Origin of the sequence: Polyangium jinanense, assembly GCF_028435265.1 — a bacterium.
GTDB classification, from domain to species: Bacteria; Myxococcota_A; Polyangia; order Polyangiales; family Polyangiaceae; genus Polyangium; species Polyangium jinanense.
On the sequence record NZ_JAGTJK010000043.1, the window covers coordinates 1 to 26,849 of the forward strand.

The 26,849-nt window shown below is 66.0% G+C and carries 29 protein-coding genes; 16 read left to right on the top strand and 13 right to left on the bottom strand.

Going from position 1 to position 26,849, the window contains the following annotated elements; all coding sequences use genetic code 11:
• From KEG38_RS56205 to KEG38_RS41705, 4 genes are all read right to left on the bottom strand, one after another.
• A partial coding sequence (locus tag KEG38_RS56205) for a helix-turn-helix domain-containing protein (protein WP_372518229.1) occupies nt 1-201 on the bottom strand: 201 nt, incomplete at its 3' end.
• A 435-nt stretch (nt 202-636) separates the two neighbouring features.
• A complete protein-coding gene (locus KEG38_RS41695) occupies nt 637-912 on the bottom strand; it encodes a hypothetical protein (RefSeq protein WP_272426183.1) in 276 nt (91 codons plus the stop codon).
• A gap of 301 nt (nt 913-1,213) precedes the next feature.
• Nucleotides 1,214-1,873, bottom strand: a complete 660-nt coding sequence (locus KEG38_RS41700; protein WP_272426185.1) for a tyrosine-type recombinase/integrase — start codon at nt 1,871-1,873, stop codon at nt 1,214-1,216.
• Nucleotides 1,874-1,969: 96 nt separating this feature from the next.
• Nucleotides 1,970-2,191, bottom strand: coding sequence for a hypothetical protein (locus tag KEG38_RS41705; RefSeq protein WP_272426186.1), 222 nt, complete (start codon nt 2,189-2,191; stop codon nt 1,970-1,972).
• A 360-nt stretch (nt 2,192-2,551) separates the two neighbouring features.
• Between KEG38_RS41705 and KEG38_RS41710 the strand changes: the two genes are divergently transcribed.
• The 6 genes from KEG38_RS41710 to KEG38_RS41735 all read left to right on the top strand — a co-directional run bounded on the left by KEG38_RS41710 (nt 2,552) and on the right by KEG38_RS41735 (nt 8,393).
• On the top strand, nt 2,552-2,815 hold the full coding sequence (locus tag KEG38_RS41710) for a hypothetical protein (protein ID WP_272426187.1): 264 nt from the start codon (nt 2,552-2,554) through the stop codon (nt 2,813-2,815).
• Between the two features lie 118 nt (nt 2,816-2,933).
• The gene (locus KEG38_RS41715; protein ID WP_272426188.1) at nt 2,934-4,139 is read left to right on the top strand and encodes a radical SAM protein; all 1,206 of its coding nucleotides are present in this window, start codon (nt 2,934-2,936) and stop codon (nt 4,137-4,139) included.
• Between the two features lie 162 nt (nt 4,140-4,301).
• Nucleotides 4,302-5,663, top strand: a complete 1,362-nt coding sequence (locus KEG38_RS41720; RefSeq protein ID WP_272426190.1) for a serpin family protein — start codon at nt 4,302-4,304, stop codon at nt 5,661-5,663.
• Between the two features lie 282 nt (nt 5,664-5,945).
• Nucleotides 5,946-6,347: a hypothetical protein gene (locus KEG38_RS41725; protein ID WP_272426191.1), complete on the top strand. Its 402-nt coding sequence runs from the start codon at nt 5,946-5,948 to the stop codon at nt 6,345-6,347.
• 693 nt (nt 6,348-7,040) lie between these two features.
• A complete protein-coding gene (locus KEG38_RS41730) occupies nt 7,041-7,700 on the top strand; it encodes a metallophosphatase domain-containing protein (RefSeq protein ID WP_272426193.1) in 660 nt (219 codons plus the stop codon).
• 45 nt (nt 7,701-7,745) lie between these two features.
• Nucleotides 7,746-8,393 (top strand): CAP domain-containing protein, encoded by a 648-nt coding sequence (locus KEG38_RS41735; RefSeq protein WP_272426195.1) that lies wholly within the window; start codon nt 7,746-7,748, stop codon nt 8,391-8,393.
• Here KEG38_RS41735 and KEG38_RS41740 read toward each other — a convergent pair.
• Nucleotides 8,363-8,857, bottom strand: coding sequence for a GNAT family N-acetyltransferase (locus KEG38_RS41740; RefSeq protein ID WP_272426197.1), 495 nt, complete (start codon nt 8,855-8,857; stop codon nt 8,363-8,365). The genes KEG38_RS41735 and KEG38_RS41740 overlap by 31 nt on opposite strands.
• Nucleotides 8,858-9,164: 307 nt before the next feature.
• Here KEG38_RS41740 and KEG38_RS41745 point away from each other — a divergent pair, with 307 nt between their 5' ends.
• Entirely contained in the window at nt 9,165-9,926 is a 762-nt protein-coding gene (locus tag KEG38_RS41745; RefSeq protein ID WP_272426198.1) for a hypothetical protein, read from the top strand.
• Nucleotides 9,927-9,978: 52 nt separating this feature from the next.
• On the opposite strand, the gene KEG38_RS41750 is transcribed toward KEG38_RS41745, so the two are convergent.
• The 4 genes from KEG38_RS41750 to KEG38_RS41765 all read right to left on the bottom strand — a co-directional run bounded on the left by KEG38_RS41750 (nt 9,979) and on the right by KEG38_RS41765 (nt 12,518).
• Nucleotides 9,979-10,647 (bottom strand): acetoacetate decarboxylase family protein, encoded by a 669-nt coding sequence (locus tag KEG38_RS41750; RefSeq protein ID WP_272426201.1) that lies wholly within the window; start codon nt 10,645-10,647, stop codon nt 9,979-9,981.
• A gap of 121 nt (nt 10,648-10,768) precedes the next feature.
• Nucleotides 10,769-11,026 carry a hypothetical protein gene (locus KEG38_RS41755; protein WP_272426202.1) on the bottom strand — a complete coding sequence of 86 codons (258 nt, stop codon included), beginning with the start codon at nt 11,024-11,026 and terminating at the stop codon, nt 10,769-10,771.
• A 153-nt stretch (nt 11,027-11,179) separates the two neighbouring features.
• The gene (locus KEG38_RS41760; protein WP_272426204.1) at nt 11,180-11,671 is read right to left on the bottom strand and encodes an HIT family protein; all 492 of its coding nucleotides are present in this window, start codon (nt 11,669-11,671) and stop codon (nt 11,180-11,182) included.
• Nucleotides 11,672-11,675: 4 nt separating this feature from the next.
• A complete protein-coding gene (locus KEG38_RS41765; RefSeq protein ID WP_272426206.1) occupies nt 11,676-12,518 on the bottom strand; it encodes a hypothetical protein in 843 nt (280 codons plus the stop codon).
• Nucleotides 12,519-12,792: 274 nt separating this feature from the next.
• Between KEG38_RS41765 and KEG38_RS41770 the strand changes: the two genes are divergently transcribed.
• Nucleotides 12,793-14,757, top strand: coding sequence for a c-type cytochrome (locus tag KEG38_RS41770; protein WP_272426208.1), 1,965 nt, complete (start codon nt 12,793-12,795; stop codon nt 14,755-14,757).
• Nucleotides 14,758-15,007: 250 nt separating this feature from the next.
• Nucleotides 15,008-16,291, top strand: a complete 1,284-nt coding sequence (locus KEG38_RS41775) for a hypothetical protein (RefSeq protein WP_272426210.1) — start codon at nt 15,008-15,010, stop codon at nt 16,289-16,291.
• A 107-nt stretch (nt 16,292-16,398) separates the two neighbouring features.
• Here KEG38_RS41775 and KEG38_RS41780 read toward each other — a convergent pair whose 3' ends face one another.
• Nucleotides 16,399-16,647, bottom strand: a complete 249-nt coding sequence (locus tag KEG38_RS41780) for a hypothetical protein (protein WP_272426211.1) — start codon at nt 16,645-16,647, stop codon at nt 16,399-16,401.
• Nucleotides 16,648-16,958: 311 nt separating this feature from the next.
• Here KEG38_RS41780 and KEG38_RS41785 point away from each other — a divergent pair, with 311 nt between their 5' ends.
• Nucleotides 16,959-18,518, top strand: a complete 1,560-nt coding sequence (locus KEG38_RS41785) for a hypothetical protein (protein ID WP_272426212.1) — start codon at nt 16,959-16,961, stop codon at nt 18,516-18,518.
• Nucleotides 18,519-18,596: 78 nt separating this feature from the next.
• On the top strand, nt 18,597-19,202 hold the full coding sequence (locus KEG38_RS41790) for a hypothetical protein (RefSeq protein WP_272426214.1): 606 nt from the start codon (nt 18,597-18,599) through the stop codon (nt 19,200-19,202).
• Between the two features lie 44 nt (nt 19,203-19,246).
• Here KEG38_RS41790 and KEG38_RS41795 read toward each other — a convergent pair whose 3' ends face one another.
• Nucleotides 19,247-20,104 carry an NAD(P)H-binding protein gene (locus KEG38_RS41795; protein WP_308216896.1) on the bottom strand — a complete coding sequence of 286 codons (858 nt, stop codon included), beginning with the start codon at nt 20,102-20,104 and terminating at the stop codon, nt 19,247-19,249.
• 391 nt (nt 20,105-20,495) lie between these two features.
• Here KEG38_RS41795 and KEG38_RS41800 point away from each other — a divergent pair, with 391 nt between their 5' ends.
• The 3 genes from KEG38_RS41800 (at nt 20,496) to KEG38_RS41810 (ending at nt 24,008) form a co-directional block, all read left to right on the top strand.
• Complete coding sequence (locus KEG38_RS41800) at nt 20,496-20,687, top strand: hypothetical protein (protein ID WP_272426215.1); 192 nt, start codon at nt 20,496-20,498, stop codon at nt 20,685-20,687.
• Nucleotides 20,688-21,216: 529 nt separating this feature from the next.
• Nucleotides 21,217-22,629, top strand: coding sequence for an RICIN domain-containing protein (locus tag KEG38_RS41805; protein WP_272426216.1), 1,413 nt, complete (start codon nt 21,217-21,219; stop codon nt 22,627-22,629).
• 611 nt (nt 22,630-23,240) lie between these two features.
• The gene (locus KEG38_RS41810; protein ID WP_372518231.1) at nt 23,241-24,008 is read left to right on the top strand and encodes an alpha/beta hydrolase; all 768 of its coding nucleotides are present in this window, start codon (nt 23,241-23,243) and stop codon (nt 24,006-24,008) included.
• Between the two features lie 62 nt (nt 24,009-24,070).
• Here the strand turns inward: KEG38_RS41810 and KEG38_RS41815 are convergent, their stop codons facing one another.
• Nucleotides 24,071-24,766: a DUF2306 domain-containing protein gene (locus KEG38_RS41815; RefSeq protein WP_272426218.1), complete on the bottom strand. Its 696-nt coding sequence runs from the start codon at nt 24,764-24,766 to the stop codon at nt 24,071-24,073.
• Between the two features lie 67 nt (nt 24,767-24,833).
• Here KEG38_RS41815 and KEG38_RS41820 point away from each other — a divergent pair, with 67 nt between their 5' ends.
• A complete protein-coding gene (locus KEG38_RS41820; protein WP_272426220.1) occupies nt 24,834-25,637 on the top strand; it encodes a TetR/AcrR family transcriptional regulator in 804 nt (267 codons plus the stop codon).
• A gap of 55 nt (nt 25,638-25,692) precedes the next feature.
• On the opposite strand, the gene KEG38_RS56380 is transcribed toward KEG38_RS41820, so the two are convergent.
• The gene (locus tag KEG38_RS56380; protein ID WP_443689968.1) at nt 25,693-26,250 is read right to left on the bottom strand and encodes a DUF7478 domain-containing protein; all 558 of its coding nucleotides are present in this window, start codon (nt 26,248-26,250) and stop codon (nt 25,693-25,695) included.
• Here KEG38_RS56380 and KEG38_RS41825 point away from each other — a divergent pair.
• The gene (locus KEG38_RS41825) at nt 26,204-26,848 is read left to right on the top strand and encodes a hypothetical protein (RefSeq protein WP_272426221.1); all 645 of its coding nucleotides are present in this window, start codon (nt 26,204-26,206) and stop codon (nt 26,846-26,848) included. The two genes, KEG38_RS56380 and KEG38_RS41825, sit on opposite strands and share 47 nt — an antisense overlap.
• Nucleotide 26,849: the final 1 nt, after the last annotated feature.

Below are 26,849 nucleotides of genomic sequence, written 5' to 3' on the forward strand. Positions count from 1 at the left end.
CTTGCTCACCGTTTGTCGGGAGACGCCATTCGACGCGGCAATCTCACCGTTGCTCTTGCCCTCCGCACAGTCCAGCACGATGCGCGCACGGTCCGCCAACGCCTGCGGAGACTTAGGTCGGCGCGCCCAGCGCTCCAGGGTCTCGCGTTCTTCAGCGGTCAGGACCAGAGGTTCGAGTGGGCGGCCAGTTCGACGTCGCATCTTCCCACTCACCTCCATGTGTTGAGGGAGGGGATCGTCCAAAAAATGTTCGCGTTCTTCTAACTCATGACACTAGCTTCCACGTGATAGTGTCGCTTCCTGGCACTGACTGCTCGACACCGGGCAGCTTGGTCTTGAAGTCTGCCGAGAGCTGAGTCAGCTTCGCGCCATCGAGCCGCTCACGCTTTCCAAAGCCGCCGAAAAGCTCCACGAGCGCCAGAGCCTCCAATTGAGCCAGCGCTTTGAGAAAACGCTCTGATGGGAAGTGGACCTCCGCCCATTTTGATGAGTCTGGCGACACCGTGAATGATACCAGACTTCGCTCAGCCCGGGGCGCTCGCAGGAGGAATCCTATTGCATCACCAGACAACTGGGGGAGCTTGTCGGCCAGTGGGCCAACTCCCTGCGTTATCGCGACACTTTTGATTGTAGACTTCAGCGAGACGCCAGCAAGATGAATTTCGTCGGCGGTTCGGACCTTTCAGGAATGGATGTCAATGCGGCTTGCAGAGGAGTATAAAACAGCAGAAGAAATAGGAAGCCGAGAGCTGGCCACCCGCCGAAGACCACCTTGAGATATTCCAATAGTAGCGAAGCGCCAGACTTAGTGTCTGGAGCGACCTTTTTGGTGAGCGCATCTTCAATGGCGGCAACTCGTCTCGTGACATCCCGAAGGACCGCAGTCAGGTGCAGACTTTCTATGGATCCCATCGAGACCTCGTGTGATGTCTGTTTGGGGCCCGAGGGTGGCACCGGCGACGGAGCCTCTGGGATGACTTCGCGCTTTTCAGAAGTCGAAGGGACTGTGGGTGCACTCGGTGTAACCTCCACGTGTCGCTGGCCGTTGGCATCACCGGTCGGCACGGGTGAATCGGTTAAAGGAGCAGGACTGTTTTCTGCGACGGGAGGGGGGGTCGGCATGGCTCCACCATACCGGAACGCACACAAGAAGGGTAGACCCTACCCGAGCTGCCGCGCAGGAGGTTTCTCTCGGGGGAACGCTGAAACGCTGCTAGCCGGCCCTTCCCCTTGCCATCCTCCTCCCCGCCTCCTCCAAATCCTCCTTCAGATGATGCACATACCGCTGCGTCGTCGCCCAATTCTTATGCCCCGCCATCTGCTGCACCACATGCACCGGCATCCCGGCCCGTAACCACGACGTGATCGCATAATGCCGCAGGCAATACACCGACCACCCCTCCAGCCCCACCCGATCCCTCACCCTCTCGAACGCCTGCACCAACCCGGCCTGCCCCCACGGCTTCCCCCGCACCGTCATCGCCACGAGCTCCTCCCGCGCCCCCGCCTCCACCGGCGCGAGCAACCTCCCAAGCTCCGGCGTCACCGGCACCTCCCGCTGCCCCGTCTTCGGCGTATGCGTCTCCCCGAACGACCGCCCCTCCCGCAGGCTCACGAACCCGCCGGCGACCGCCTCTCCCTCCCACCGGAGCTGCACATCCCGCCGCCGTAGCCCCCGCACCTCATTCGGCCGCAGCCCGGCATACGCCATCAACCCGAACGCCAACCGCTGCGACGCGCTCGCCGCCGCGAGGATCCGGTCGACCTCCTCGCCCGTCGGAATCTCCAGAATGCACTGCCCGATCGGCTTGAGCCGCGGCAACCCCTCCGGCACCCGCGCGATGTACCCGCGCGCCTTAGCGAATCGCAGCACCGGATATCGATGAACAACCGCGACTCCCCTCGCCGCATCACCTTACGCAACGCCACGGCCCACCTCCTTTCCGTCCCCTCATTTCAATGCAGACGCTCACAGCACGCCCCGCGCATCCGAGAACGTCACGCGCCACAGGCGCCCGAACTTGCGCGCACGCACGCCGTCGACCATCGCCTCGGTCCCGCCGTCGGCCGCGCGCGTGACGCGGCGCTCGAGCCTCTTGCGGAGCTGCGCCGCGTTGAGCCCGAGATGCGCCGCCGCCCGGTCCAGCGGCGCTGCGCGTGTACATGACGGGACGCGGCGCAGGCCCGTCATGACGCGGCGTAGGCATGATGTTCGCATTGCAAGGTTCGAGCGTCGCCGGAAGCGCAATTCGAGCCAATTTTGCTCGAATTGCGCTGTTTTTGCGCGCGACGCCCGCCTGAACGGAAATCCGACGGACGCTCGATCCGCGAAGCAGCCGGGACCTCGCGCCTCGGGCGTGGCACGTGCGCTGCACGAATCCTACACGCGCCGTCCCCATGAAGGTCGGTGTACGGCGTCTGCTTGCTTTTTCCGAGAAAATTCAGCCGCGGGCGTCCTCCCGCGGAGCTTTCGGCGAGGGCGCGGGGCCGGTGGAGAACGGGTCGTTTACAACCACTGGAGATTCACATGCAGAACGATGACAGGGCGTTCGTGAATAACCTTCTCTCGCTCTCGACGCAGCTCCCGGAGGCGACTGCGTCCGCCTCGGCGCTCGCGTCGGCCGAGGCCCCGCCGCTCGTGCAGGGCAAGGCCGTGGCCGCGAAGCTCAACAATCTCGCGGGTGCCGAGCGGAGCGAGGCCTGCCACCAGAAATGGTGGAAGTCCGTCGATTGGACCTCCTTGGAAGCGGGTGATTCCGCGGAGCACCTCTCCTCCGCCGAACTCCTCGCGTCCGTCAAGGCCGTGCAGGATTGACGTTCTGATGCTGGGCGCTCGCGGCCATGGTCTGTCGAGACACACGCCAACCAGGCCGCGGGCGCCGAGCCCCGAGCACCTCCCCATCCCGGTGACCCCTGAATCGACCTGAGGAGCCATGCAAGTGAAGCCAGCCACGCCCCGCGCCGTGCAATTCATCATCAAGGTCTCGAAGTTCTGCAACCTGCGCTGCTCGTATTGTTACGAGTACCCCGAGCTCGGGGACAAGACCACGATGACGCACGAGCAGCTCGACCGGATGTACGAGCACATCGCGGACTACTACGCCTCACTGGACGAGCCGACCACGGTCAAATTCATCTGGCACGGGGGCGAACCGCTCCTCCCGGACCCCGAGGTCTACTGGACGACGTTCGCGCGGCAACGCGAGATCTTCGGCCCGATCCGCGTCGAAAATACCGTTCAGACCAACCTGACCGTGCTCGACGACGAGCGCCTCCGTCTCCTCAAAGAGGGCTTCCATGGAGTCGGCGTGTCCCTGGATCTCTTCGGTGGCTTGCGGGTCAACCTCGCCGGAAAGGACTCGCAGGATCGCGTGCTCGCCAACATCGACCGCCTGCGGAAGGCGGGCGTCAAGTTCGGGGGGATCACCGTACTTTCGCGCAAGAACGCGGGTCACATCAAATCGATCTTCCGTTTCTACGAGCGGCTCGGCGTGTCCTTCCGCCTGCTGCCGCTCTTCGCGGGCGCATACCCCGATCAGCACGCCGGTTACGAGATCACGGCGAAAGAAACCCTCGAGGCGTTCTGCACCATCGTCGACCTCTGGCTCCAGAGCGACAAGAACCTCACCATCGCGCCCGTGACCGACCACGTGCGATCGGTGATCCGGTATCTCACCCCGGGGATGCCGTCCTCCTTCTACAGCCGGCGCGCGTGGGAGACGGCGGTGGTGGTGAACACGCGAGGCGAGGCGTACGCCGACGCGGAGGCCTACGATCCGGACCATAGCTACGGCAATATCTTCACGACGCCGCTCCGGGAGCTGTTTGCCTCCGCGAACCGGGAGAAATCGCTCCGGGCCTCGGAGCTGCGCATGGCGGCCTCCTGCACGAAATGCCCCTACTTCGGCGCTTGCAGCGGCTATACCAAGGGGGAGTACGTCGAGACCTTCGCGGACTCGCCGCGGGTGGGAGACATCCTGCTCTGCACGGTGGAGCGGGGGCTGCTCCAGCACATCGAAAAGCGGCTGCGGGAGACGGGGCTTTATGGCGACCCGGCCCGAGCCGACCTCGATCGGCTCCGGGCCGAGCGGCTCACCACCGAAGATCCCACCCTGCAAGCGCTCTCGTTCGCAGGCTAGGATTGGCCGAATCGTCCGCGTGCCCGCGGAATACATCCCCGCAATGCGAGCGCCCGGGGGACGACGAACTCGGCGCGTGTAGGCTCGCGGGGAGCAGCGGGATCAGCACCACCACCACGAAACGAACTGGAGCACGCAATCCAGTCGCGTTACCCTGCGCCCATGAAAGCCCCCATGCTCGCCCTGCTCGCGGCGCTCTCCCTCGCGGCCTGCGCTCCTCCCCCGGCCTCGAACCCTGCGCCAAACGCGGCCTCGAACTCCGCTACACCCCCCTCCACGAGCTCCGCGGCCGAAGCGCCCGGCCCCGCCACCACCCCTGCCTCCGCTCCCTCCCCTGACGACCCGTCGCCCGCCCCCGCGCCCGCGGACAGGGCGCCGATCGTGCAAAGCAACAACGCCTTCGCCGCGAGCCTCTGGGGGGTCCTGCGTGCTCAGCCGGCTCATTCGGGCAACCTCGCCGTCTCGCCGGCCAGCATCACCCTCGCCCTCGCAATGACCTTCGGTGGTGCCCGCGGCGAGACCGCGGCCGAAATGAAGCGCGTCCTCCATTTCGATGCCAGCGCCGACGACATCATGCGTTCGGCGGGCGAACTCCAGCGGGGCTGGAACACGGGCAAGGGGCCCACGATCCTGCGCACCACGAACCGCCTCTTCGGAGAGATCACCTATACCTTCGAGAAGCCCTTTCTCGACGCCACGCAGCGCTCCTTCGGCGCGCCGCTCGAGCCCGTCGATTTCGTGAAGAACTACGAGCGGGCGCGGCAGCACATCAATGGCTGGGCGCAAAAGCAGACGCAGGACCGCATCAAGGACCTCATCCCGCCAAATGGCGTCAACGAAACGACGCGCCTCGCCCTCGTCAATGCCGTCTACTTCAAGGCCAACTGGGGCAGCCCGTTCGAGGTCTCGAAGACGCGGCCGAGCCCATTTCACCTGACGAGCACGGACAAGAAGGACGTGCCCACGATGAACCGGGAGGGCGTCTACCGCTTCGCCGAGCAGGGCCGCGTGCGGGTGCTCGAGATGCCGTACGAGGGCAAAGACACGTCGATGGTGCTCCTCTTGCCCGACGCGGTCGATGGCCTCCCCGCGCTCGAGCAGTCCCTCACGGCCGCCGAGCTCGACCGCTACATCGAAGCCATGACGCCCGAGCTCGTGACGGTGTCCCTGCCCAAGTTCCAGGTCAATCCCCCGTCGTCCATCCGGCTCCGCGAGACGCTCGAGACGCTCGGGATGCGGCTCGCGTTCGACATCCGCAGTGCCGATTTTACTGGCATTGCCAATCCGCAAAAAACGCGCGACCGGCTCTACGTCAGCGAAGTCTTCCACAAGGCCTTCGTGGAGCTCGACGAGAAGGGCACCGAGGCCGCCGCGGCCACGGCCGTCGTGATGGCGCGAGACAGCGGCCTGCCGCCGAAGCCCAAGGTCTTCCGCGCCGATCACCCCTTCCTCTTCGTCCTGCGCGACACGAAGACCGGGATGATCCTCTTCATGGGCCGCGTCGCGGACCCGTCGAGCCGGTGAGGGAATCGGTCCCCCGACACACTCGCGCAAGGCTTCACCCTCGCCATCCTCCCGTATGCCTCCCAGCGCGACATCGACCACTCGACGCCGCTCGGGTTCGAATTCACCCCGCCCGGCGCAGCCGAGGCCTACCTGCTCGGGATCAACGATTCGGAGCCCGGCAACAACGAGGGAGCCGCCCAGTTCGCCGTGCATGTCCGCGCTCCGACCGCCGCGGAGTGGCTTGGCGGGCGAACCGGCCCTTGTCTGGCACGGTGATGAAGAACGAGGGCTCCGAACCAAATGAATAAGAAAGAACGCATCGAGGACTTCGCCGCCAGAGCAGAGGCGGACCCAAACTCGGTATTCGCGCTCGGCAGCCTTGGTCGCTACTGGGCGGTCAATCCTATGTCCGACGAGGTGGCGTTGCTTGCTCGATTGGGCATCGAAGCGTCCACGTGTACGAAGGTAGACTTGTACTGGGAGCACGGCGACGTATGGTTCGTGCAGATCCAGTCGGAAGCGTACGGGGCACCGAGAAAGCCTGGAGCCTACGCTCGATTGGCACCGTCTGGGTATGTCAACGTCGTTGTCGTCGTGCCCGAGCGCGTCATTTCATCGGACGTCGTCACGCGGGTGTTGCGAGACGTGGCCGATCGGAGCCTGCGTATCGAGCGACTGCGTGACATCTTGCAGCCATTATGAGCGTGCAGTCCGTAGCCGGAATCTCTCAGACCCCCTGTCGCGCGAATCCATGAGACCTGAATATGAAACCAAGGAGCACAACCATTGATATTAAAATACAAATCGCGCTCACGATAGTCGTCCTCACCATGCTCATGCCTGCATGCTCCCCTGGGCGAGGGTCTCCGGAGGAGGCGCTGCGGAGTTACGTGGGTCGTCAGCAGGGTGTCGCCGAGCGCGACGTCGAGGCGATTTGCTCGTGCGGCGCGGTGTCCCATTCAGCCCTTCAATGCAATTGCTGGGCGCGGGTCCACGGCATTGAGGCCGCGTACGAGTGTGAGTGCCCGGCGGGTCGAGGGACGTTGCCGTGGGTGCCCAAGCCGTGCATCTGCACGTTGCCGGTTGCCCGCCCTCCTCCTGGTGCAGCCGAAAGTAGCAGCCGTGAGGCTGGATCTTCTAGCACGGGTGAGATCGAGACGCCGCTCGGCCCTTGAAGTTGGGGGCCTTTTGGCGGAATTCTTACGCGAAACATGGACTTCACATCTCCGAGGTCCCCCGGCCTCGTCACGTGGTTCTCCATCGACATCTTCCCCGACGACGCCGCCCCCAACTCCGCCCGGCGCAGCCGAGCTTGCAGAGCATCAGAACGTGCCCGGCGGACAGTTCAAGACCGAACAACTGCACACATCACTCCATGCTGCTATCCTCGGACCCATGCGGATCGTTGCCGTCGCAGACACACACCTCTATCACACGCAGCTCGTGGTCCCACAAGGCGACGTGTTCGTTCACGCGGGAGACCTGTGCCGGTTCGGGGATCTCGACGAGCTCGCCGAAGCCGCCGCGTGGATCCGAAGTCTGCCCCATCAATACAAGATCGTAGTCGCAGGAAACCACGACTGGGCCTTCGTCCACCAGCCGCGCGAAGCGCGCGCGCTGCTCGGCAAGGGTGTCGTTTACCTGGAGGATTCTGGGGTCTGTATCGATCGCATCACCGTCTGGGGCAGCCCCTGGCAGCCGGCGTTCCACGACTGGGCGTTCAATCTCCCGCGGGGCAAGGCGCTCGCGGAGAAATGGGCGGCCATTCCCGAGGGGATCGATGTCCTGATCACGCATTCGCCCCCGTTCGGAATCGGTGATCGCTCGTGGTCCGAGGAGCGGCATGGCTGTGCCGATCTGATGGCGCGTGTTCGTCAGGTGAAGCCCCGTCTCCACATCTTCGGTCATATCCATGAGGATGGAGGGGTCTTTCGCCAAGAGGGCGTCACTTGCTTCGCGAACGTGACAACCTGGGAGTGCGCGCGGCGTCCGACGGTGCTCGATATAGCGGGCGAGGTCGTCATGGAGATCGACGTTCCGAAGGCGCGCCGCTGAGGAAGAACTCCCCGCCCCCCGGCATCCGTGCGCTATACTATCCACGTGCGCCAGCTCGTTCCTCTGATGCTCGGTTCCTTTCTGCTCGTGGGCTGCTCGAGCGGCGCTGCGCCTCCGCCGCCGGTACAGGCTGCGCAGCCAGCGCCTCCGCCGCCAACTTCCCCGCCCGCGGGGACCTCGGCCCCGCAGTCTCCGCAAGCCGGATCGGCCTCGCCTCCTGCGCAGGTCGCGCCTTCGGCGGCTGCCCCCGATTCGTCCTGGCCGGCGGAGTCGGCGGCGTTGGAGAAGCAGGTGCTCGACGAGGTGAACGCTCGGCGCGCGGGCTCCGCGACCTGCGGAGGCCGCCGCTTCGGCCCCGCTCCTGCGCTCGCGCTGCACCCATCCCTGCGCGCAGCAGCCCGCGCCCACAGCCTCGACATGTCGACCCGCAATTACTTCGATCACGTGACACCGGAAGGCCGCACGGTGGAACAGCGAGCGCAGGCCGCGGGTTTTTCACATCCTACGATGATGGGCGAAAACATCGGATCGGGCCGACCGACAGCGGCAGGCGCCGTGGAGCAATGGATGGCGAGCACTCAGCATTGCAAGAACATCATGAATCCGAAGTTCCGCCACATCGGCGTCGGGTACGCAACGCGACAGGGCTCGACGTACACGCACTACTGGACACTCGTCTTCGGGGGAGAGTGAGGACGGCGCGTGCCGGGGTGGACGACGAGCTCCATGTCACACCGATGGAGCCCGGGCTGATAGAAATCTTCGATTCGTCGCAGGAGCCGGAAGCCGCGCCGTGCATAAAAATCCGCGGTCAGGTGGCTCGTATCCATGCGCACGAGCTCGATCTCGGGCATGTCCGCGAGCCAGGCGAGCCGGCCCTCGGTGAGCGCCTTCCCATAACCTTTTCCGTGCAACGACGAATGAACGAGGCCCCACGTCAACGTCGCCACGCGCGCGTCCTCCCTCGTGGGCGCGAGACCTCCGCACCCTACCACGGCGCCGCCCTCGTCGCAGATCACGGCATAACGGCCCGGCAGGTCGTCGAGGAAGCGCCCGAATCGCTCGCGCTCCTCGACCGAAAAGAACCGCGGGATGTTGCTGTCGAACGCGGCGAGGCACGCCGCCCGATCCTCCGGTCGATAGTCACGCAGCTTCATCACTCCCTCTCGTGCTGGCCTTGACCGCTGGCCTTCGCTTGCAGGTCGAGACGGTCGCACGGGAGCCGCGTGCGAGTCAAGGCGTCGTCCATCGCAATGCGAGCTCGATCGTCACGCAGGCGTAACACCTCGCTGTCACGCCCGCGTGACAGCTGTTTCGGCGCCGTTACGCTTGGACGAGGGGCGGCTCGCCTCGAGCCGATGCGATTCGTCTCTGGCAAACTTGGCACGCGGCGTGCAATGCAAAAAAAGAGCTCGTGAACACCAACCCATTCGAGGCGCGAGTCGCCGCCGAAGTGGAGTCGCCATGAAACCCAACATTCTTTCCGCATCGCTGCTCCCCCTCTTCGCGATGGTCGCGCTTGCGTGCTCCGGGGAGGACCCCGAGCCCCCGACCCCACCTGATTACCTCTTCGGCGTCGAAGAGCAGCCCTTCGGCAAGACGTACGAGCAATGGGCCGAGGCCTGGTTCCAATGGGCGTTCGCGATCCCCAAGGCCGAGAATCCAATTCTGGACGGGCCTTGCGAGGGGCACCAGATGGGCGACGTGTTTTTCCTGGCGGGCAACGTGGGCGGCCAGACCACGCGCGCTTGTGCCGTTCCCGCAGGAAAGGCCATCTTTTTCCCGATCGTCAATTCCATCTCGTGGGCCTGCCCGGAGTACGTCGACAACCCCGACCTGACATGCGAAATGTTGACGTCCGAGCCAGTGGCCCACGACAACGCGTCGTCGTTCTTCAACGACTACGAGGTCACGATGACGCTCGAAATCGATGGCAATGCCATCAAGGACCTCGACGACCGGCGCGCCCACACGGCCACATTCGACGACCCCACGCCGAACCAGGCCGAGGATGTCTTCGGCACCATTTGCAGCGGCCCCATTCGTGAAAATACCTGCGACGTGCCGGTGGGCTCGAAGCGGATTGCCGCCGCCGATGGCTACTGGGTCATGCTGAAGCCCCTCCCCGCCGGAGAACACGAGGTCCAGTTCACCGGGAAGATCGTGCTCTCGCCGGATCAGACGTTCGAACTGGACGTCACGTACAATCTCACCGTCGCGCCTTGAACATCCAAGGCCCGCCGGACGCGAGCCCACCTACTCGCGTGATGCTTTGCGCCTACACCGGCTCCACCCGCGCAATCGGAAAACGCAGCGTGAAGTCCGACAGTCGCGCCGCGAAGAGGACCTTGCCCTGCGATACGTCCGGAAAACGCGCGGGATCGACGCGGGCTTCGACGAGACGGGCGAGCTCCACCTTGCAGGAAGCCTCGGGCGCATAATAAAAGGCTCGGTCGTCATCCACTTGCACGAGGGTGCGGAGCGCCTCAGGCATGAGCACGCTGGAGGCGGGCAGGCGCAAACCCCGCGGCGCGAATACGAGGTCGGCGAAGACGTGGTCGCCGTCGTGGAGCCGCACGCGCTCCCGGCCTGCTTCGCGGGTCACCTCGAAATCGGCGCGGTCCTTGGGGATTCCCCAGTTCTGTCGGCCGTTCACCACGCTGTCCCAGGAGCTGACGTAGATCTTCGTGATGGACCAGAAGAGCCCTCCGCCGATCCGGAAACGGCAGGGGATGAAGAGGAGCTCGCGATAGGGACCGACGTCCGAGGTCGCATAATCGACGAACATCAAGGCGCCCGTGCGGCCCTGGGCCCGCCCCCGGAGCGGCTCCGGCACGAAGCTGCCCTCCTCGATCAGCCGCGGGGGCAGCCGGAGCATGACCACGTAAGCATCTCCGCCGAGTGTCCAAGGGGCGGGAACACGAGGCACATCGGACGCCGGAGGCATGACCAGGGAAAGAAGCGCAGAAAGGATGCCCGTTGTCAAGCGCTTGGCGGTCTCGGATCGCCTGGGTGCGGATCCGCGAGTTCGAGCGCCTGACGACGCTGGCGTCGCAGAATCCGGGAGTTCAGAAGTCGATGCAAGTGCCGCCGGTGCAGCGCCGGATCAGCTGCCAGGTGCCGGACTGGCACTCGTAGGTGCTGGTGACCGTCGTGTTGCCTGGCTTCGTGGTGATGAGGTGCGTGGCGCCCTCGTTGGCCGCGGTGCAGGGCGGCAACGTCTCAGCCTGTTCCGCGATGGTGGGGTCATCGATGTCGAGGTCCACGTCTTCCTCGGCATAACAAGCAGCAAGGGCCAGCGCGGCGATCGCGATCAGTCGTTTCATGGGTGCTCCTTCATCCCTGTCCGGGACGATTGAATGAAATTCGCTCTATCAGAGCTCGAACCGGCTCGGTGATCGCCTGTTCGCCAACCTGATTCTCAAAATTGCGAGACGTGGTCGCTCACAGAGCCGAGTCCCCTCGCCGGCCCCCATCCCTCACCACGCCTCCCCATAGCGGGCGCGGAGACATTCCCATTCCTCGTGGTCGGCGATGTAAACGCCAGCCGACCAGCTGAAGATGTCGGCCGGTTTGTCGTCGGGCTCGAGGAGGGGAATGACGTGGACGTGGAGGTGCGTCGAGCTCTGCGTGATCTCGCCGGCGGCGCTCCCGGTCGAGGCGAGATAACATCGCCGCGGACGCATGACGCGCTCGACGACCCTCGCAGCATGGAGGACGAGGCGGTTCGTCTCCGCCCAGGTCTCATCGTCGATCTCGCCGAACGACACCGCATGCCGCTTCGGCATCACCATGAGCTGTCCCCAGCGGCGCACGTAGCGCGGCAACAGGACGAGCTGGCGATCGTCTTCATGGACGACGAAGACGGGGCCGGCGCGCCGATCGCGGATCGCGCACATCAGGCATGCGACGTCGCCCGTCTCGTTACGAATTCGATCGAGCGCTTCGGCGCGCGAGACGAGACGGGGCATACGCCTAGACCATGACGGGGACGCGCTTGGGGAGCTTCCGCATCCGGACATCCGGAACCTGCGCGTCGTACGCGAATTTCGCCGAAGGCACGACGACGAGCGGAGCCCCCACCTGTTCCGCGCGTGCGAGCGCGTCCGCAAGCGCGCGGAAGTTATCGGCGGTCGAGCGATAGCGCTCGTTGTCGAACGCGAGGGCGCTCGCGTACAGGGCGGCACCGTCTCCGCCGCCGCTTGCCCAGTGCGGTCGCGACGGCCCCGGCTCGAGCTCGGCCCCGGCGAGCGCCTGCGCGAGGGCGTGGTCCGCGGAGATCACGGCAATGATCTCCGGCGTCGCCAGCGACCACTCGGTGACCATGGCTTCGTTGCACAAGACATATTCTCGGTAGGCGACCGGCGACTCGTTTTCCGTATGCACGTGGTAGACGGCGGCGAGGACAGATGGATCGGCGAGGACCTGCCCGATCGAAACGGCGCGTCCGTCGAGATCGTGAAACTCGAATGGAGCGGAACGCGCCGGATCGAAGCGCGCGACGATCGCCCTCGGCGAAAGGACGACGCGGAGGAGCTGATCGCCGTAATCGCGCTCGGCGAGACCGAGCCGCGTGGGCCAAGGACGCGTCCACGCATAACGTCGAAGGCGAAGGCTCGGGTGAAGCAGGAGCAGGCGCGCCATGTCGCCGTTCGGACCGCCGCCGGCCGCGACCCGTTCGAGGAGCTCGACGTACGCCGTCGGTCCCTCGGGCAACTGGGTATCGAGCAAGAGCTGCTTGTCGCGCCGGAGCGTCGCCGCCTGCTCGCGCGAGGTCCAAGACCAGAGCGTTCGACGCGCGTACGACGCATCGGTCACGGACGCCTCTTCGAGGCTCCTGGCGACGCTTCGATCGAGCGATCGCGCCGGGGGTCGCTCGATCGAGGGCGTAGCCGACGCAGCGGAAGCTCTGGCCCCTGCAGACGCATCGGGCGGCGGTTCGACGGACGCATCGCGACGCGCGCACGCCGCGATCAGCGCTGCCAGCGCGAGGGAAGACGGAGCGCGTTGGCCTCGAACCCGCCGTCCGCGCTCTTTGGAGGAGGGCATCCGTGACACCTCGAGGGGGAACGCTACTATAGCAGCAGCGTTCATGCACTGGGCAACACGCGCCTTCGCGATCGTCGTGTGTCTCGCCGTCGCCACGACGTGCGAACGGCGCGATCCGCCGGGCGTCGAAGCAGGGACGCCGTCGGCGCCGAGCGCGAACGTCAGCGCGAGCTCGGCAAAGGCCGCCAAGCGGACGAGCCTCACCCCCGTGCGAGAAATGGAGCGATCCTCGTCGGCGCTCGCGCTCGGAAGGATCGGCGACGAGACCGTTGCGATCCTCGCGGATGAAGACGACGCGAAACTCCGCGTGATGAAGCTGCCCGAAGTTCGCGAGCTCGCCTCGGCGAAGCTCGCAGGCGTCCCGGGGCACGTCCTCGTCGGCGACGACGGCACGATCTGGATCGCGGTCCGCGACGCGGACCTCGTTCAGTCCTTCACCCTGACGTGCAGCGCGAATGGGTCCGAATGCGCGCTCGCCGAGGGGGCGCGCATTCAGACTGCGAAGGAACCACTCGCCCTCGCGCTCGCTGATCGTGCGCTCTTCGTCGTTTCCAACTGGGGTCGCGAGCTCGCGCGCCACGCGCTCCCGTCTGGAGAGAAGGTCGAAGCGACACCACTCGCCCGCGAAGCGCGTGCCGTCCTCGTCTCCAAGGACGGACGCCGCTTGGTGATCGCGCATGCCGCTGGATCGATCGTCACGACGGTATCGCTCTCGCCCGGTTTGCCGACGCGCGAGCATCACCTCGATTTTCGCGATCATCACCTCGACGAGAGCGCCTCCATCGTGATCGGCGACGAGCCGCGCTTCGCCGGACAAGGCTTCGCCCTCGCACGTGCGGGAGACGGCGTGATCGTGCCGATGGTCCTCGTCTACCCCGGTGATCCGGTGCCGTCGTCGGGTTATGGCTCGCTGGAGAGCCCGTATTTTCCGAACGAGCCCGTCCTTGTGGCCCTCGCCGATTCTTCGGAAGACGCGCCGCCGAAGCTCCGCGTACGTCGCGAAGTCCTCCCTGCGGACAAACCCCGCAGCGGCGTCGAGCGCGCCTCGTCGCCGAAAACGCCTCCGTGCCTTCTGCCGCGCGCTGCGGCCGCCGACGAAGCCCGTGGTTCGATTCTCGTCGCCTGCGCGGGGATCGATCAGCTCCTCGAGATCGATGCCACGGACGCGCCGCTCGCGACTTCGGAGCTTCGACGGTGGCACCTGCCCTCGGGTCCTTCCGCAATCGCGATCGATCCGCGCACGCACGACGCGTGGGTCTGGTCCGCCCTCGATCGGAAGCTCACGCGGATCGTGCTCGGATCGCCCGGCGCGCAACCCGACGCCGGGAAGGCGGTCGTATCGATCCACGACGCCGACGCGTCGACCGCCGTCGCCAGCGACACGCCGCTCGATCCCGACTGGGAGCGAGGACGCCGCCTCTTTCACGGAAGCCTCGCGCCCGACGGACGCGCCTGCGCGAGCTGCCATCCGGATGGGCGCACTGACGGCCTCACGTGGTCGTCTCCCAAAGGACCGCTGCAGACGCCGATGCTCGCTGGCCGCCTCTCGGCCACGGCTCCGTTCGGCTGGGTCGGGGATTCTCCAGCCGTGGAGGCGCACTTGAAATTGACGCTCGATCGCCTCGGCGCGCGGTCCCTCGACGACGCCGACCTGCGCGCGCTCACCACATACGCCACGCGCGCGCGAACGAATTTGTCCGCTCGCCGGCGCACCGCGGAAGAAAACCGCGGGCGGCAGATCTTCGATTCGGTCGAAGCCGGCTGCGCGATGTGCCATCAAGACGGCGGTCTTCGGGGAGACGGCTCGCAGCGCGACGTCGGCACCGGCGGCACGTTCGACACGCCGTCGCTCCGCTTCGTCGGCGGCACGGCCCCGTACATGCACGACGGCCGCTACGCCACGCTCCGCGAAATGTTCGTCCGAACCGAAGGCCAAATGGGGAGGACCCGCCACCTCGGCGAAAAAGACATGCTCGCCCTCCTCGCCTATCTCCGCTCGCTCGAGTAACACACCGAGCACGTATGCTGAGACGGCCGGTCACCGTGTAGGCGATTCGCCGGCACCGTGGCGGTGGATGGCACACGGCCGTCGCCGCTCCTTCGCGGGCCGCTCCAGGGGGCCCCAAAAGTGACGGCCAGCACGCGAGCCGCCAAGCGTCGCCACGTGAGCTTCTTCGGGCGGGCAGGACTTGCTAAAGGACGCTCTGCAGCACGCGAATCACTTCGATGGATGGTTCGAGAGGCGCTAGCTTTCCGGCGTGACTTCGCAACCTCCCTTCACGCCGATGCGGCCGCTCCAGCCGGTTGTTCCTGCGCGGAAGCGCTTCCCGATCGCTCTTGTGGCCGCCCTTGTCCTCGTCGCAGCCGGCGGCGCGTACAGCGTGCTGGTCCTCCGCGCGGGGTCCGGGAGTCTCTTCGGACGCACCCTCACCATCGATCCGTGGACGCTGCCGGAGGCCTCCGTGCCCCCACTCGCCTTCGCCGCGCGCTGGATCTCGGTGCCCCTTGCGAGCCCATCCGGCACCGTCTACGGCGTCGTCGACGGAGGCGCGACCCCGGCCGTCGTCGCCATCGACGGCGCCACCGGTGCCCTCCGCTGGAAGACACCGATCACCGCCGGCGCCCCGCTCGCGGACTACCGCCATGGGGACGGCTGGAACCAAAACGATGCGAAGGTCGCGATGGAGTTCCAGCCCAACGTGCCCGTGCTCGGCATCGCGGGCGGCACGCTCACCGTCGCCTTCGACCACGACTGGGCCCTGTTCGACGTCGCGACCGGCGCCCTTCGCAGTTCGGGGCGCCTCCCCACCTCGCTGCCCGCCGTCTATCCGGCGGGCGGCTTCTGTCCTGTCGGCCGCGACGTCTGGATCGCCATGGCCGACGGTCGCGATGGCGGGTTGCGTATCACCGAGGCGGGTACCACCGACGGTCTCCGCACGGATCGCCCCGCCGACTGCAAGCCGCCGATCGGCACCCTGGGGGCCCCCTACGGCCACCGGACGAGCCCCCTCCAGCAGGCCCGTGGCAATCGCGTACCCGACTTCTGCATGCAGACGCGCCACAAGAGCCGCACGAAATCGAACCACTGCAAGCTCTGGGGGGAGACGCCTACCGGCGTCGCTTTCGGTGTCGACTACACGAATGTCTACTTGGACGGGAAGGCGTTTTCCTTTGGCAAGCCGTCGAACGACCTCGACCCCCTCCAGCTGCTCGGCATCGAGGCGGCCGGAGGCTCCCTCTTCATGACGGTGAGCGAGAGCGCTCAGCGGACCACGGAGACGAAGCCTCCCCCCGGTTCCTTCGCCCCCATCGAGCGCCGCTCCTACTTTCAGTACCGTATGGTCCTCGTCGCCGTCGACGGCGAGCGCAACGTCCGCTGGACGACCACGATCGCGACGGAGCCGGACGTCTGGGGGCACCCGCTCGTCGTCGCCGCGGACCCCGCGGCCCCGACACAAAGCCTCTATTTGTTCACGCCGGGCAAGCTCGTCGCCCTCGACCAGGCGACGGGCCGGGCCCGATTTCACATCAGCGCCCAATAACGAACGCGTGCATTTTGCATCAAATCGTTGAGCGCGTCGCCGCCGGGCAATTCGCGGCGCCGGCGGCGTGACAGGCGGCAAGAAGGACTACCAGAACGGGGAGCAAGCTACGCACGTCCGCACATCGTCCCGGCCTCCCGGAGTGTGAGAGCGCCGGCGGCCGTGGCTCCTCCCTGACGATGTCGTCGGCCGGGCCCGACGATGTCGTCAGCCGGCTCGACGATGTCGTCAGCCGGCTCGACGACGGCGACCACCAGCGCGACGAGGACGTCGACCAGCTCGACGATGCCGTCGGCCGGGCCCGACGATGTCGTCGACCGGCCCCACGACGACGACGACCGGCTCCACGAGGCCATCCGCCAGGCCGAGCGATGACGAGGATCGGCTCGACGAGGACGACGACCCGCGCGACGACGACCTCGCCCCGCCCGACGACGTCGCTCCACGCGATGACGACGTCGACCGGACACAGCGACTACGTCGACCGGAAGCGGGTCCCCAAAACTGGGTGGAAGGATACGGCTGGCCGCCGCATGGGGAGCCCCTCGCGTCCCCCGAGCCTGTACAAGTTGCTCGATGGGCCGCGCCAGCACGGTCTTTATTTGCAATATCCATCCGACCCACCGCGAAACTTCCCGCGGGCGCGGCTGTCGGACGCACACCGTATATGACTTCGACCTCGACGACGCTGCCGCTCTGGTCCACTCGGCGAACGCGGGCGTGGCTTCCCGCCGCGCTCGCTCCGATTCTCGGCCTGATCACCGCGTGCTCCGGGGCGCCTCCCGCTCCGGCGCATGGCCCCACGGTCGTGCCCGTGCCTTCCGCGGCCACTTCGGGCGCTCCCTCGGCGAGCGCCGCCCCGAGCGCCACCTCGGACGCTCCCTCGGCGAGCGATGCCCCGAGCGCCGACGACGATGCCGACGTGCAGATGCAGCCGCCGAAGGACGCGGCCACGCTCGGCTGGTGCACGAAGGACGAGCTGCAGGCCGCGCTGGACGAGACGAAGGAGATCGCTCGACTCGTGAGCAAGCTCCCGCCAGACGCGTCCGCTGCCGACGCGGTCACCGGGCGCATCGCGAAACTCTTCAACTCGCCCTGTTACATGCATGGCGCGCTGGCGCGCTCGCTGGACACGACGAAGCTCAAGGCCGCGCGCGCCTGGGCCGTCGCGGAGTGGTGGAATTCGGGCGGGCAGGATTTTTTAAAGGACGCTCTGCAGCACGCCAATGCCATTCACTTCGCGCCGTCGATTCCTCGGATGCTCGCGCCGGAGCTCCTCCCGGCATCCGACCCCATGCGCGCGATCCTGTGCCCTTCCTTCGGCGCCGCGTGTGATCCGGTCGCGCAGGGGACGGCGCTGGACGTGGGGCGCGAGCTCGAGCGGGTAGGCCTGCTCCAGGAGCGCGCGCGCAAAGAGCACTCCGCGGACGACGGGCCCGAAAACGAGGAGGCATGCGCGGAGTCGGTCAGCAAGGAGCCGCCTGCCGAGAGGCTTGCGAGTTATGCGGCATGCGTCAACGGGCTCGTCCCAGAGCTCCCGGCGCTGCCGGAGGCGCGGTATCGGTCGCCGAAAGGCTGGCTCGTCCTGCGGGGGAGACGTGGACATTATTCTTTCTGCGACGAGGCCCGCGCCTATGACCTGGAAACGGGCACCGCCTACATCGCGTCCCGGTGCGGCGGGCTCGTCCTCAACAACGGCGGTGCCGTGAATGCGGACGCGACGCGGGACACCGGTTCCATGAAGACGCAAGTGGGGACGCTCTCGGTCGACGCGCTCCGGCGCCTCGCGCTCGCGTTATGGCTGAAGGACAAACTGGACAAGGACGCCCGGCCCTATGCAGCGTTCCCGATTCCGGAGGGCGTGCCGATGCCCGAGCCAGACCATTCCTTCCTGTTCGGGTCCAGCATGAGCGCTTGGGGGCACAGCGGCCAGACCTCGATCCAGTTCGAGATCCATGACGGAAAAAGCACGGTCGTCTCCGGGACCTTCAAGTGGCCGGACGCCTCCAGCGCCGGCGATCAGATGGTCGACGATCTCGTGGTGAGCGCCGAGACGACATTCCGCGAGGGCTGCCCGACAGCGGCATTGCCGGCCGGGCTCTCGCCCGCGAAGACGCTCGGCGGCGTGAGCAGGATCGACGCCTCGCCCGATACCCTCCGCAAGAACGCGGACGACCTCTCGGCCGCCTTCGCCGAGCTTCGCAAGACCAAGGTATGTAAGAAGTAATGAACTCCCCGTGCCGGAGCGCGTAGATCAGACCGCTCGGGGCTTGACGCCCGCGCCCAACTGGACGACGACACCCCCATGCGCATCCGAGTTTCTGCGGAGATCCCGCTCGGCCGGTCCAACGTCGACTTCGGCCTCGTCACGTGGCTGCATATTGCCATCCTCGACGAGGACGATTCCGGTCCGATCGAGAAGCCGATCGGCCAGGCGAGAGCCGCCCTTGTCCACGTAGGGAAGGTCCTCGACAACGAGGAATCCCTCCACGACGTGCTCGACGCCGATAGCGGTGATCTGGAGGCGCTCTACTCGATCTACTTCGACGAGAAGACCGATTGGTTCAAGCCCGAACTCGCCGAAGGAATGGGGCGCGATTTGCTGTACATCGACGAGGTCCACGTCGAACCCGCCTTCGAGGGCCGCAACATCGAGCTCGCCGTCGTGCGAAACCTCGCGGATACGCTGGGACAAGGATGCGAGCTGGTGGTCGTACCCGTTGAATCTGATCAGGACGAGGAATACTGGTCACACCTCGGTTTCGAGATGAGCACCCCGGCCGAGAAGGGGCATGGTTACATGCACCTCAACCTCGCCTATCGCAGCTCGTTCGTGGATGACGAGGAAAACCCTGGCCACTTCAAGGTCCAGCCGAATATCCCGTCCGACGCGACAAAGACACACCATTGAGAACGCGACGGAGCCATCCCCGGGGCTCCTGTACGCCGCCCATTCTAGGCTGCATGGCGTTCGAGGAAAGCCGAAAGCTCTTCGGGGCGCCTCCCGGTGATCTGCTCGAACCCAGCACTCGTCGCAGCGAACCGGCCTTGGGACACGGACGCGAACATGCTGGCGAAGGCATGCGGCCACGGGTCTTCCATCGTGGCCCAGCAGCGTGCCAGGTAGTCCGTCGCGGAAATCGGCCGGTAGGCCATGGGCCGGCCGAAGGCCATACTTGCCAGCTCGGTGATCTCATCGAGCGTGTATGCCTTGGTGCCTCCGAGTTCGAGGACCTGGCCTTCATGGGCCCCCGATTCGAGCGCCAGCGCCGCCGCGGTGGCCACGTCGTCGCGCGAGATCGGTGCAATGCGCGCTTGTCCGGCCGGCACCTCGACGAGCCCCGTGTCGCGGGCTTGCTCAAGCCAGTGCGAGAGCAGGAAGTCGGAGTACATGCCGCAGCGAAGAATGGACCATGGCTTGCCGCAGGCGCGCAGCCGTTGCTCGGCGTCCCGGTAGACCGGCGCGAAATAGAACGGCGAGTGCTCGTCGACGTCGACGATGCTGGTGAAGACCACCTGCTCGATGGCTGACGCCGCAATCGCGTCGATGACGTTTTCGTGTTGCTTCATCACGTCACGTGCATCGCCGTCGCTCGCGACGAACAGCAAGGCCGACACGCCTGCGAAGGCTTCGTCGAGGCTCGCACGATCGGTGTAATCGGCGCGGCGAAGCTCTACACCGGAGGGCACACGCGCGGCCGCGCGCGCCGGGTCCCGCACAAGTCCTGCCACGGCGCCCGCGCCAAGCCGGCTCGCGAGGAGCCGCACCGCCGCGCTGCCCACGTTGCCCGAAGCGCCAGTCACCAACAACACGGGAATTTCCCTCGGGGGTAGCGCAGGCTTTCAGGAGCGGTCATGGGCTCTCCGTACCGGGCACGGCCGGATTTTATCCTCTCTCGTCGCCGACGTCGAGCACGAGCCTTTTTCACGGCCCACCTCGTCCCAAGTGATCGCGTAGTGCCGGAGCGCGTAGATCGACCAGCCCGCGAGCCCGGCGCGGTCGCACACGCGCTCGAAGGCTTGCGTGAGGCCGTATTGCCCCCACGGTCTGCTTCGCTCGTTCAGCGCGAGGTGACCGTCGCGTGAGCCGACCTTCGCAGACGGAAAGAAAGCCGCCCGCGGGGGCTCGCCGAACCTCGGCAGCAGCGTCCCCCCGAGTAGCGCCGCCATCGTCTGCCCCTTCGCGTCCCGGCGGAATCGGCCCTTGCGCCATCTTTCCGTCGATATCGAAGATCAACACGCCTTCCCGCGCCGCGTCATCTTCCGGACCGCCCTGACCCCACTCCTTATCCAGGCGCTCACGGCGCGCCCCATCCGCGCGGTTCGTGGTGCGCGCAACGGCGTCGCTCCCGGGCAGATCGCCAACCGCCGGAGGCTCGCCCGGACCAACCCTTGAAGCATCAACCACGCACGAGGGCGCTCTGGCGAGCCTGCAAATGGGCCGTCTAGCGCGCCCTTCCGCGAGCGTCGAAATCTGCACCCCTGCCAATTCGTTCCTCGTCGAACCCTCCGCAGCACGTTTTCCGAGTTGCCGCGCACCAGCCAACATCGGCACATCGTTGGTCTTGTCTACCACGACTAGCCAATACAAACCCGGAAGCGCTGTTCATGCGGTATCGCCGCTCCAAAAAAATCCCCGAGGGCTCCTCGAGCGGCCGGTTCACGTGCTCCGAACGTGTCGGCGGCGTGCCGAAAACCCTGCCTTTGCTGCTCTACAGCGCAGATCTGCGGTCGTATACTTGGAACACAAATCATCACAGATCCGAGCCGAGTGTCAGGTACAAAATTATCGCATTGCAACATCTGAGCGCGCGAACGAATACGGTATTGACACACTACCAATCGCAATGCTGAATGGTGGCGCTCAGGGCTCCGACCAAATCCGCGGAGTCCCGACGAGCGATTCACTTGAAAGGAGTAAAGGTATGCCTGAAGTGGAATACTTTTTCATCATTTCGAAGGCCCGGGGTCCGGGCAACGCTGCGTTGGTGCTGAGCGCGTCGTCCTCGGGGGGCGCGGATGTCGTGGTGGCGACGCTCGACTACCAGGACGAGAAGCAGATGTGGGAAAAGCGGCTGCGTCGGGCCGACGACACCGCCGTGTTCGCGCTGGTGAACAAGGCGCGCGGTACCTGCCTGGCGCGGGCCTCGGCGGATAACGGCGCGGCGCTCGTGCTGGTGCCCGTGGGCCGGATCCCGAGCGACGATCTCGCGGTCTGGCAGCACGACCACGTGGAAGGGCAGTACAACGCCCTGGTGTCGGTGCAGGAGTGGGAGCAAAAGGTCAATATCTTCGGAGACGGTCCGTACACCAGCGGCTCCCGGACCGTCTCGTGGCACTGGGACGGCGGCTCCGACAACGAGCTGTGGCGCTTTTTCAGCTCGAACCGGCAGATCAAGCTGAAGCGCATCGAATTCATGCTGGACGCGAGTCAGCTGGTCGAGCAGCCACCGACCGTGCTCTATAACACGCGCATCGTGAACAACTCCGACCAGGAGCAGGAGCAGCTCTTCGAGTACACGACATCGTCGACGAAGACCGAAACCTATAGCGCATCGGCGGGGCTGGAGCTGAGCGCCCAGTACGAGATCCAGGTCGGAGCTCCGCTGGCGGTCAGCTCCAAGGTGACCCTCGGCGCCAAGGTGACGACCACCATCACCTTCGGCCGGTCGCACGAGACCAGCGAGGAGATCAAGGTAAGCGCGCCCGTCAAGGTACCGCCGCGTTCGGCGGTGCAAGCCAACATTCTCGTGCAGAGCTCGACGATCGACGTGCCATTCCGCGCGGTCTACGACGTGACCTACGAAGACGGAGTGACGCAGGAGGTCATCAAGAACGGCACCTACAACCAGATCGCATTCTACAACGCCCACTACACGATCACGCAGGAGACCCCGAATCAGGTGACCCAGCCGGCCGACGGCACGTACAAGCTCATCAACCAGCACGGCAAGGCGCTCGACGTCAACGGCGGCGCCAGGGCGGCCGGGACCACGATCATTCAATGGCCGTACGGCAACGGTGCCAACCAGCGCTGGCTGCTGAGCTACGTGGGCGGCGGGTGCTTCAAGCTCACCGCGGAGCACAGCGGTCTGGTTCTCGATGTCTCCGGCGGCTCGCTGGCCGATGGCGCCCCGCTCATCCAGTGGCAGTGGTTCGGCAGCGGCAATCAACTGTGGCAGCTCATCGCCAACGGGGATGGAACCTGCCGCCTGCAGAGCAAAAACAGCGGCAAGGTGCTCGATGTGCAGGACGGCGGGTCGACGAACGGCACCCCGCTGGTCCAGCGCGCCTGGAACGGCAGCCCCGGCCAGCGCTGGTCGGTGACCCGGTTGTAAAGCCTCCATCCCATCGCACGCAATGCGGCTCCGAGGGGATACGTTTGTCCCTTCCCCTCCTGGGGTTTGTCCGTGTCCCCTCAGCCCTCATGGCAGAATTGCCCCCTCCGAGCCGACGCGTGAGCCACGACCTACGAGCCGGCCCCGGCGGATACCGGACTCGTTAGGCGCGTTGCGCCCTGCCCCCTCGCGACGCCCTTTTCGGCCTTCGGCGGATCGATTAGTCTCTTGATGGCACGGTGCGAGCCTGGACGTCTTCGCCACACGAGCGGCCCTCGTCCTGGCCTCGCCCGCGCGCGCGGACTCGACCGCGTCGTCGTTCGATCCGTCCAGATCGTTTCCTATCTATCAGGAGGCTCGTCATGCGCATCCTCGTCCTCATCATATCCTTGATCCTGCTGACTGCCGCCCCGGTACCTGCGCTTGCCACCCCCTCGGTGACCGTACGGTCCGTGGCTTTCACCGTTACGAATCCACTGGAGCTCGGTGCGCTCCGGACGGTGCAGGGCACGCTTTATCTCCCCGCCAACGCCCCCTGTGTCGTAAGTCGGTGATGCTCCTCATCCCGGGACTCTCGTACGGCGCCTAGGCTTGGGACTTCCCACTCGAGCCTGACACCTACTCGGTTGCGCGCCCTGGCGTCCCAAGGCTTCCCGGCGATCGCCATCGACAAGTTGGGCTATGGCGCGTCGGATCACGCCAATGGCTACACCCTCACGGTGGAGTCCTACGCGGCGATGACGTCGCAAATCGTAACGCAGCTCCGGACCGGTCTGTACCAGACGCCCTTGCCGTCCTTGCCCATTGCATTCTCGCGGGTGGGGCTTGTGGGCCATTCGGCAGGCACCGAGATCGCCGAGCTGACGGCCGGCCTCTTCGGCGGTATCGACGTGCTCATCGCCACGGGGTACACGCACGTTCCCACGCCACGCATTTTGACGGACTTCACCACCGGGGACACCGTGCGCGCCGCTTTGTCCGACCGGGAGTACTTCGGTGGGACGCCGGAGCAACGGACCGAGTACATGTACAATGTCTCCGTAGCGGATCCGGACGTTATTGCCCTCGACACGGCGATGGCCGAGCTCACCCCCTCGGGCGAGATCCTCACCATCAGCTCCCAGCCCTCGCGGCTGATCATGGCCACCATCACCGCGCCTGTGTTGCTGGTGCTCGCGGAGCAGGACATTCTCTTCCCCCCGGACGTTTTGGGGGTGCCCGTGGGCGAGCTGGAGCTGGCCCTCTTCGCGTTGTCGGGGGACAAGGAGCTTTACGTCGTCCCCGACGCCGGGCACTCGTTCATGCTCCATCCGAACGCGCCGGAGACGAATGCTGTCATCGTTGATTGGCTGTCCGCGCGAATCCCTGCTTGCAACTGAGACGAAGCAACCTCGCCGGGCTCCAGGGCCGTGAGCGCTGCCCACAACGATCGGGCATCGGTTCAGCCCGCGATGGGCAGCGCTGGGCTGGCTCTCGTGTGCTCGGTCGGGGCACGATGCTCGAGCCACCCCTGGGTCAACAGCAGCGGCAGCGTCCAGCCGAGCCAGCCAGCGATGCCGGCAATGGCCTGTCGCAGTAGCTCTTCATTGCCAGCGAACGTGGTGTGCAGTTGCGGCATCAGAGCGATCCCCGCGACCACGCCCCAGATCCGATTGGTGATCACGGACATGACGAGTGCAAAGCTGCGAATCATCCATTTGCGGTGCTCCGCCATCCGCTGCTGTCGCGCACTCCGATAGCCGGTGACGGTGAAGGTCAGCCAAAGCAGGGCGAGCAGTACATTGCTCACGCGGAGGACGGGCCCGAAGGGGCTGAGCGCGCCGATCACCAGACCGATCAGCCCGGCGGGGAGCACGCCACCGAAGACGTAGAGCCGCCCCAGGCGCCGGTGCGCCCGCGGAAAGCGCTGCCGAAACCACGGCCAGATCTGCACGCAGCCGCTGAGCATGGCGATCGCCCCGCACACGATGTGGACGACCAGCAGCGGGTAATACCAGCGCAGGCTAGCCGGGACGGGGACCCGGGAGCGGGCCGGATCGAGCGACAGATACGGCAGCAGCGAGAACGCGACGAACACCACGGCGACCGATCCGAGCAGCGCCAGCCACGGGCGCCGCCACCACGGAGTTGCGACCATTTTTCATCCCTCACGGCTTACTGCGTACGACATACGCTTTACTGTGTGAGGTATACGCAGAAGCACGATGCGGTCAAGCGAGAAGGGGAAAGCGGCGGGAGACGAGGGACGGCAGGGCTTGTCGCTGGGCCTGGCGACGGCGTGGGGCGTGAAGGACCGTCCGGGCAAGGGACCCAAGCCGGGGCTGAGTCTGGAGCGGATCGTCGCGGCTGCCGTCCAGGTGGCGGAAACGGAAGGCTTGAGCGCGGTCTCGATGAGCCGTGTGGCGACGGTCTTGGGCGCCGGGACGATGGCGCTCTACCGCTACGTCGAGTCCAAAGAAGAGCTGTTGATGCTGATGATGGATGCCGCGTTTTGCGAGCATCCCCCGCCGCCCGCGCCCGAGGAACCATGGCGAGCGGCGGTGGAACGATGGGCGCGGCAGCACCTGGCCGTGCTGCGCAAGCATCCCTGGGTGGTGCGCATTCCGCTGGGCGGCCCGCCGATCACGCCGAACCAGGTGGTGTGGTTCGAACGCGGCATGAGCAGCCTGAGCGGAACAGGTCTGCCCGAGATGGCCAAGCTGGACTCGCTCGCGCTGGTCAACGGCTGGGTGCGGCACGAGGCGATGCTGGAAGGGGACCTCCGCGAGGCGGAACGCCGCAGCGGCACCGGCGCCGCCGAAGCCTCCGCGTCGTATTGGCGCACGCTGGGCGGGCTGATCGACGCGCAACGTTTCCCGGCGATGAGCGCCCTCGTGGCGGCGGCGACGAGCGATGCGGCGGCGGTCGACGATGCGCAGTTCACGTTCGGGCTGGAGCGCATCCTCGACGGCATCACCTTTGCCGTTCAAGCCGTTCGTAGGCAAGGCCCCTGCTCGTCGAGCTCCTGAACGCCGGTGTTATCGATGGGCGGGCTCGGCGGCCCCCGAGGCGGGGCTCAGGGCGTCATCGGCATACATAGGGCGTAGGGGCCCCTGTGGCATTGCATTCTTGATCCGAATTGCAACCCGTGCCCTTGCACAGACCATTCATGCAAACGAAGTTGTCTTCGTCGAGGGTCGGCGGCGCCCCCGCGGGGGCGCAATCGGCTGCGACGCTGCACGTGTGTACGCATGTCTTGAGGGGAACGTCGGGGAGCTGCGTGCACACCAGGTTGGGATCCTTGAGGGAATCGATGCATTCCTGGGTGGAACCACAGCCCAGGTCTCTACACAGACCATCGACGCAGGCGAAGTTGTCGGCGTCCTTGGTCGCAGGGGCACCCGGATGGAAGCAGTCGTTGACCGTGGTACACGGGAAGTAGCATCTGGTGCCGGTGTACGGGGCTGGATTCGGCGCGCACACCGACGTGGTTTTGAATTGTTCGGTGCATTCTTCCGACGAGTTGCATCCCTTGTATTCGCATGCGCCCGCGACACAATCGTAATTGTCTGCGTTGTAGATCGGGACGCTGCTCTTGGTGCAGTCGGCCGCGGAGCTGCATGCCTTACGGCAAGATTTCACCGGCCCTCCGCTGCCGGAGCCGCCGGAGCCACTGCTGCTGCCCGAGCTGAATCCACCGGCGCCGCTCGACGCCGAGCTGCTGACGCTGCTGCCCGAGCCGAATCCACCGGCGCCGCTCGACGTCGAGCTGCTGCTGCTGCTGCCCGAGCTGAATCCACCGGCGCCGCTCGACGCCGAGCTGCTGCTGCCCGAGCCGGATCCACCGGTGCCGCCGCTCGACGCCGAACTGCTGCTGCTGCTGCCCGAGCCGGATCCACCGGTGCCGCCGCTCGACGCCGAGCTGCTGCTGCTGCTGCTCGACGAGCCGCCCCCTGCGTCCGGGGAAACGGCGCTCGTCGATTTGCTGCTTCCCGCGCCCGTGTCACTCGAGCATCCGACCGATACATTGGTGACCAGCACAAGACAAGTCGCGAAGAGACAGAATTCCGATCGAGCGAGGTTTCCCGTGTCGCGCATCACTCCGAGCGTGTCGCACGCTCGAAGGAGCGTCAACCAAGCGCGAATCGTCCGTCCCCGCGATACCCTTGTCCCCGTGAATCTTCATCGCCCCGAACCGATCCACGGACACTACCAGATCCTCCCCCATTCCCCGGCATAAT

What these genes read in the sequence shown, in the direction of transcription:
- KEG38_RS41695 (WP_272426183.1), bottom strand. Translation starts at nt 912, where the DNA reads ATGGGATCCATAGAAAGTCTGCACCTGACTGCGGTCCTTCGGGATGTC.
- KEG38_RS41705 (WP_272426186.1), bottom strand. Translation starts at nt 2,191, where the DNA reads ATGACGGGCCTGCGCCGCGTCCCGTCATGTACACGCGCAGCGCCGCTG.
- KEG38_RS41715 (WP_272426188.1), top strand. Translation starts at nt 2,934, where the DNA reads ATGCAAGTGAAGCCAGCCACGCCCCGCGCCGTGCAATTCATCATCAAG.
- KEG38_RS41720 (WP_272426190.1), top strand. Translation starts at nt 4,302, where the DNA reads ATGAAAGCCCCCATGCTCGCCCTGCTCGCGGCGCTCTCCCTCGCGGCC.
- KEG38_RS41725 (WP_272426191.1), top strand. Translation starts at nt 5,946, where the DNA reads ATGAATAAGAAAGAACGCATCGAGGACTTCGCCGCCAGAGCAGAGGCG.
- KEG38_RS41730 (WP_272426193.1), top strand. Translation starts at nt 7,041, where the DNA reads ATGCGGATCGTTGCCGTCGCAGACACACACCTCTATCACACGCAGCTC.
- KEG38_RS41740 (WP_272426197.1), bottom strand. Translation starts at nt 8,857, where the DNA reads ATGAAGCTGCGTGACTATCGACCGGAGGATCGGGCGGCGTGCCTCGCC.
- KEG38_RS41745 (WP_272426198.1), top strand. Translation starts at nt 9,165, where the DNA reads ATGAAACCCAACATTCTTTCCGCATCGCTGCTCCCCCTCTTCGCGATG.
- KEG38_RS41750 (WP_272426201.1), bottom strand. Translation starts at nt 10,647, where the DNA reads ATGCCTCCGGCGTCCGATGTGCCTCGTGTTCCCGCCCCTTGGACACTC.
- KEG38_RS41755 (WP_272426202.1), bottom strand. Translation starts at nt 11,026, where the DNA reads ATGAAACGACTGATCGCGATCGCCGCGCTGGCCCTTGCTGCTTGTTAT.
- KEG38_RS41760 (WP_272426204.1), bottom strand. Translation starts at nt 11,671, where the DNA reads ATGCCCCGTCTCGTCTCGCGCGCCGAAGCGCTCGATCGAATTCGTAAC.
- KEG38_RS41770 (WP_272426208.1), top strand. Translation starts at nt 12,793, where the DNA reads ATGCACTGGGCAACACGCGCCTTCGCGATCGTCGTGTGTCTCGCCGTC.
- KEG38_RS41780 (WP_272426211.1), bottom strand. Translation starts at nt 16,647, where the DNA reads ATGGCCTCGTGGAGCCGGTCGTCGTCGTCGTGGGGCCGGTCGACGACA.
- KEG38_RS41785 (WP_272426212.1), top strand. Translation starts at nt 16,959, where the DNA reads ATGACTTCGACCTCGACGACGCTGCCGCTCTGGTCCACTCGGCGAACG.
- KEG38_RS41790 (WP_272426214.1), top strand. Translation starts at nt 18,597, where the DNA reads ATGCGCATCCGAGTTTCTGCGGAGATCCCGCTCGGCCGGTCCAACGTC.
- KEG38_RS41805 (WP_272426216.1), top strand. Translation starts at nt 21,217, where the DNA reads ATGCCTGAAGTGGAATACTTTTTCATCATTTCGAAGGCCCGGGGTCCG.
- KEG38_RS41815 (WP_272426218.1), bottom strand. Translation starts at nt 24,766, where the DNA reads ATGGTCGCAACTCCGTGGTGGCGGCGCCCGTGGCTGGCGCTGCTCGGA.
- KEG38_RS41820 (WP_272426220.1), top strand. Translation starts at nt 24,834, where the DNA reads ATGCGGTCAAGCGAGAAGGGGAAAGCGGCGGGAGACGAGGGACGGCAG.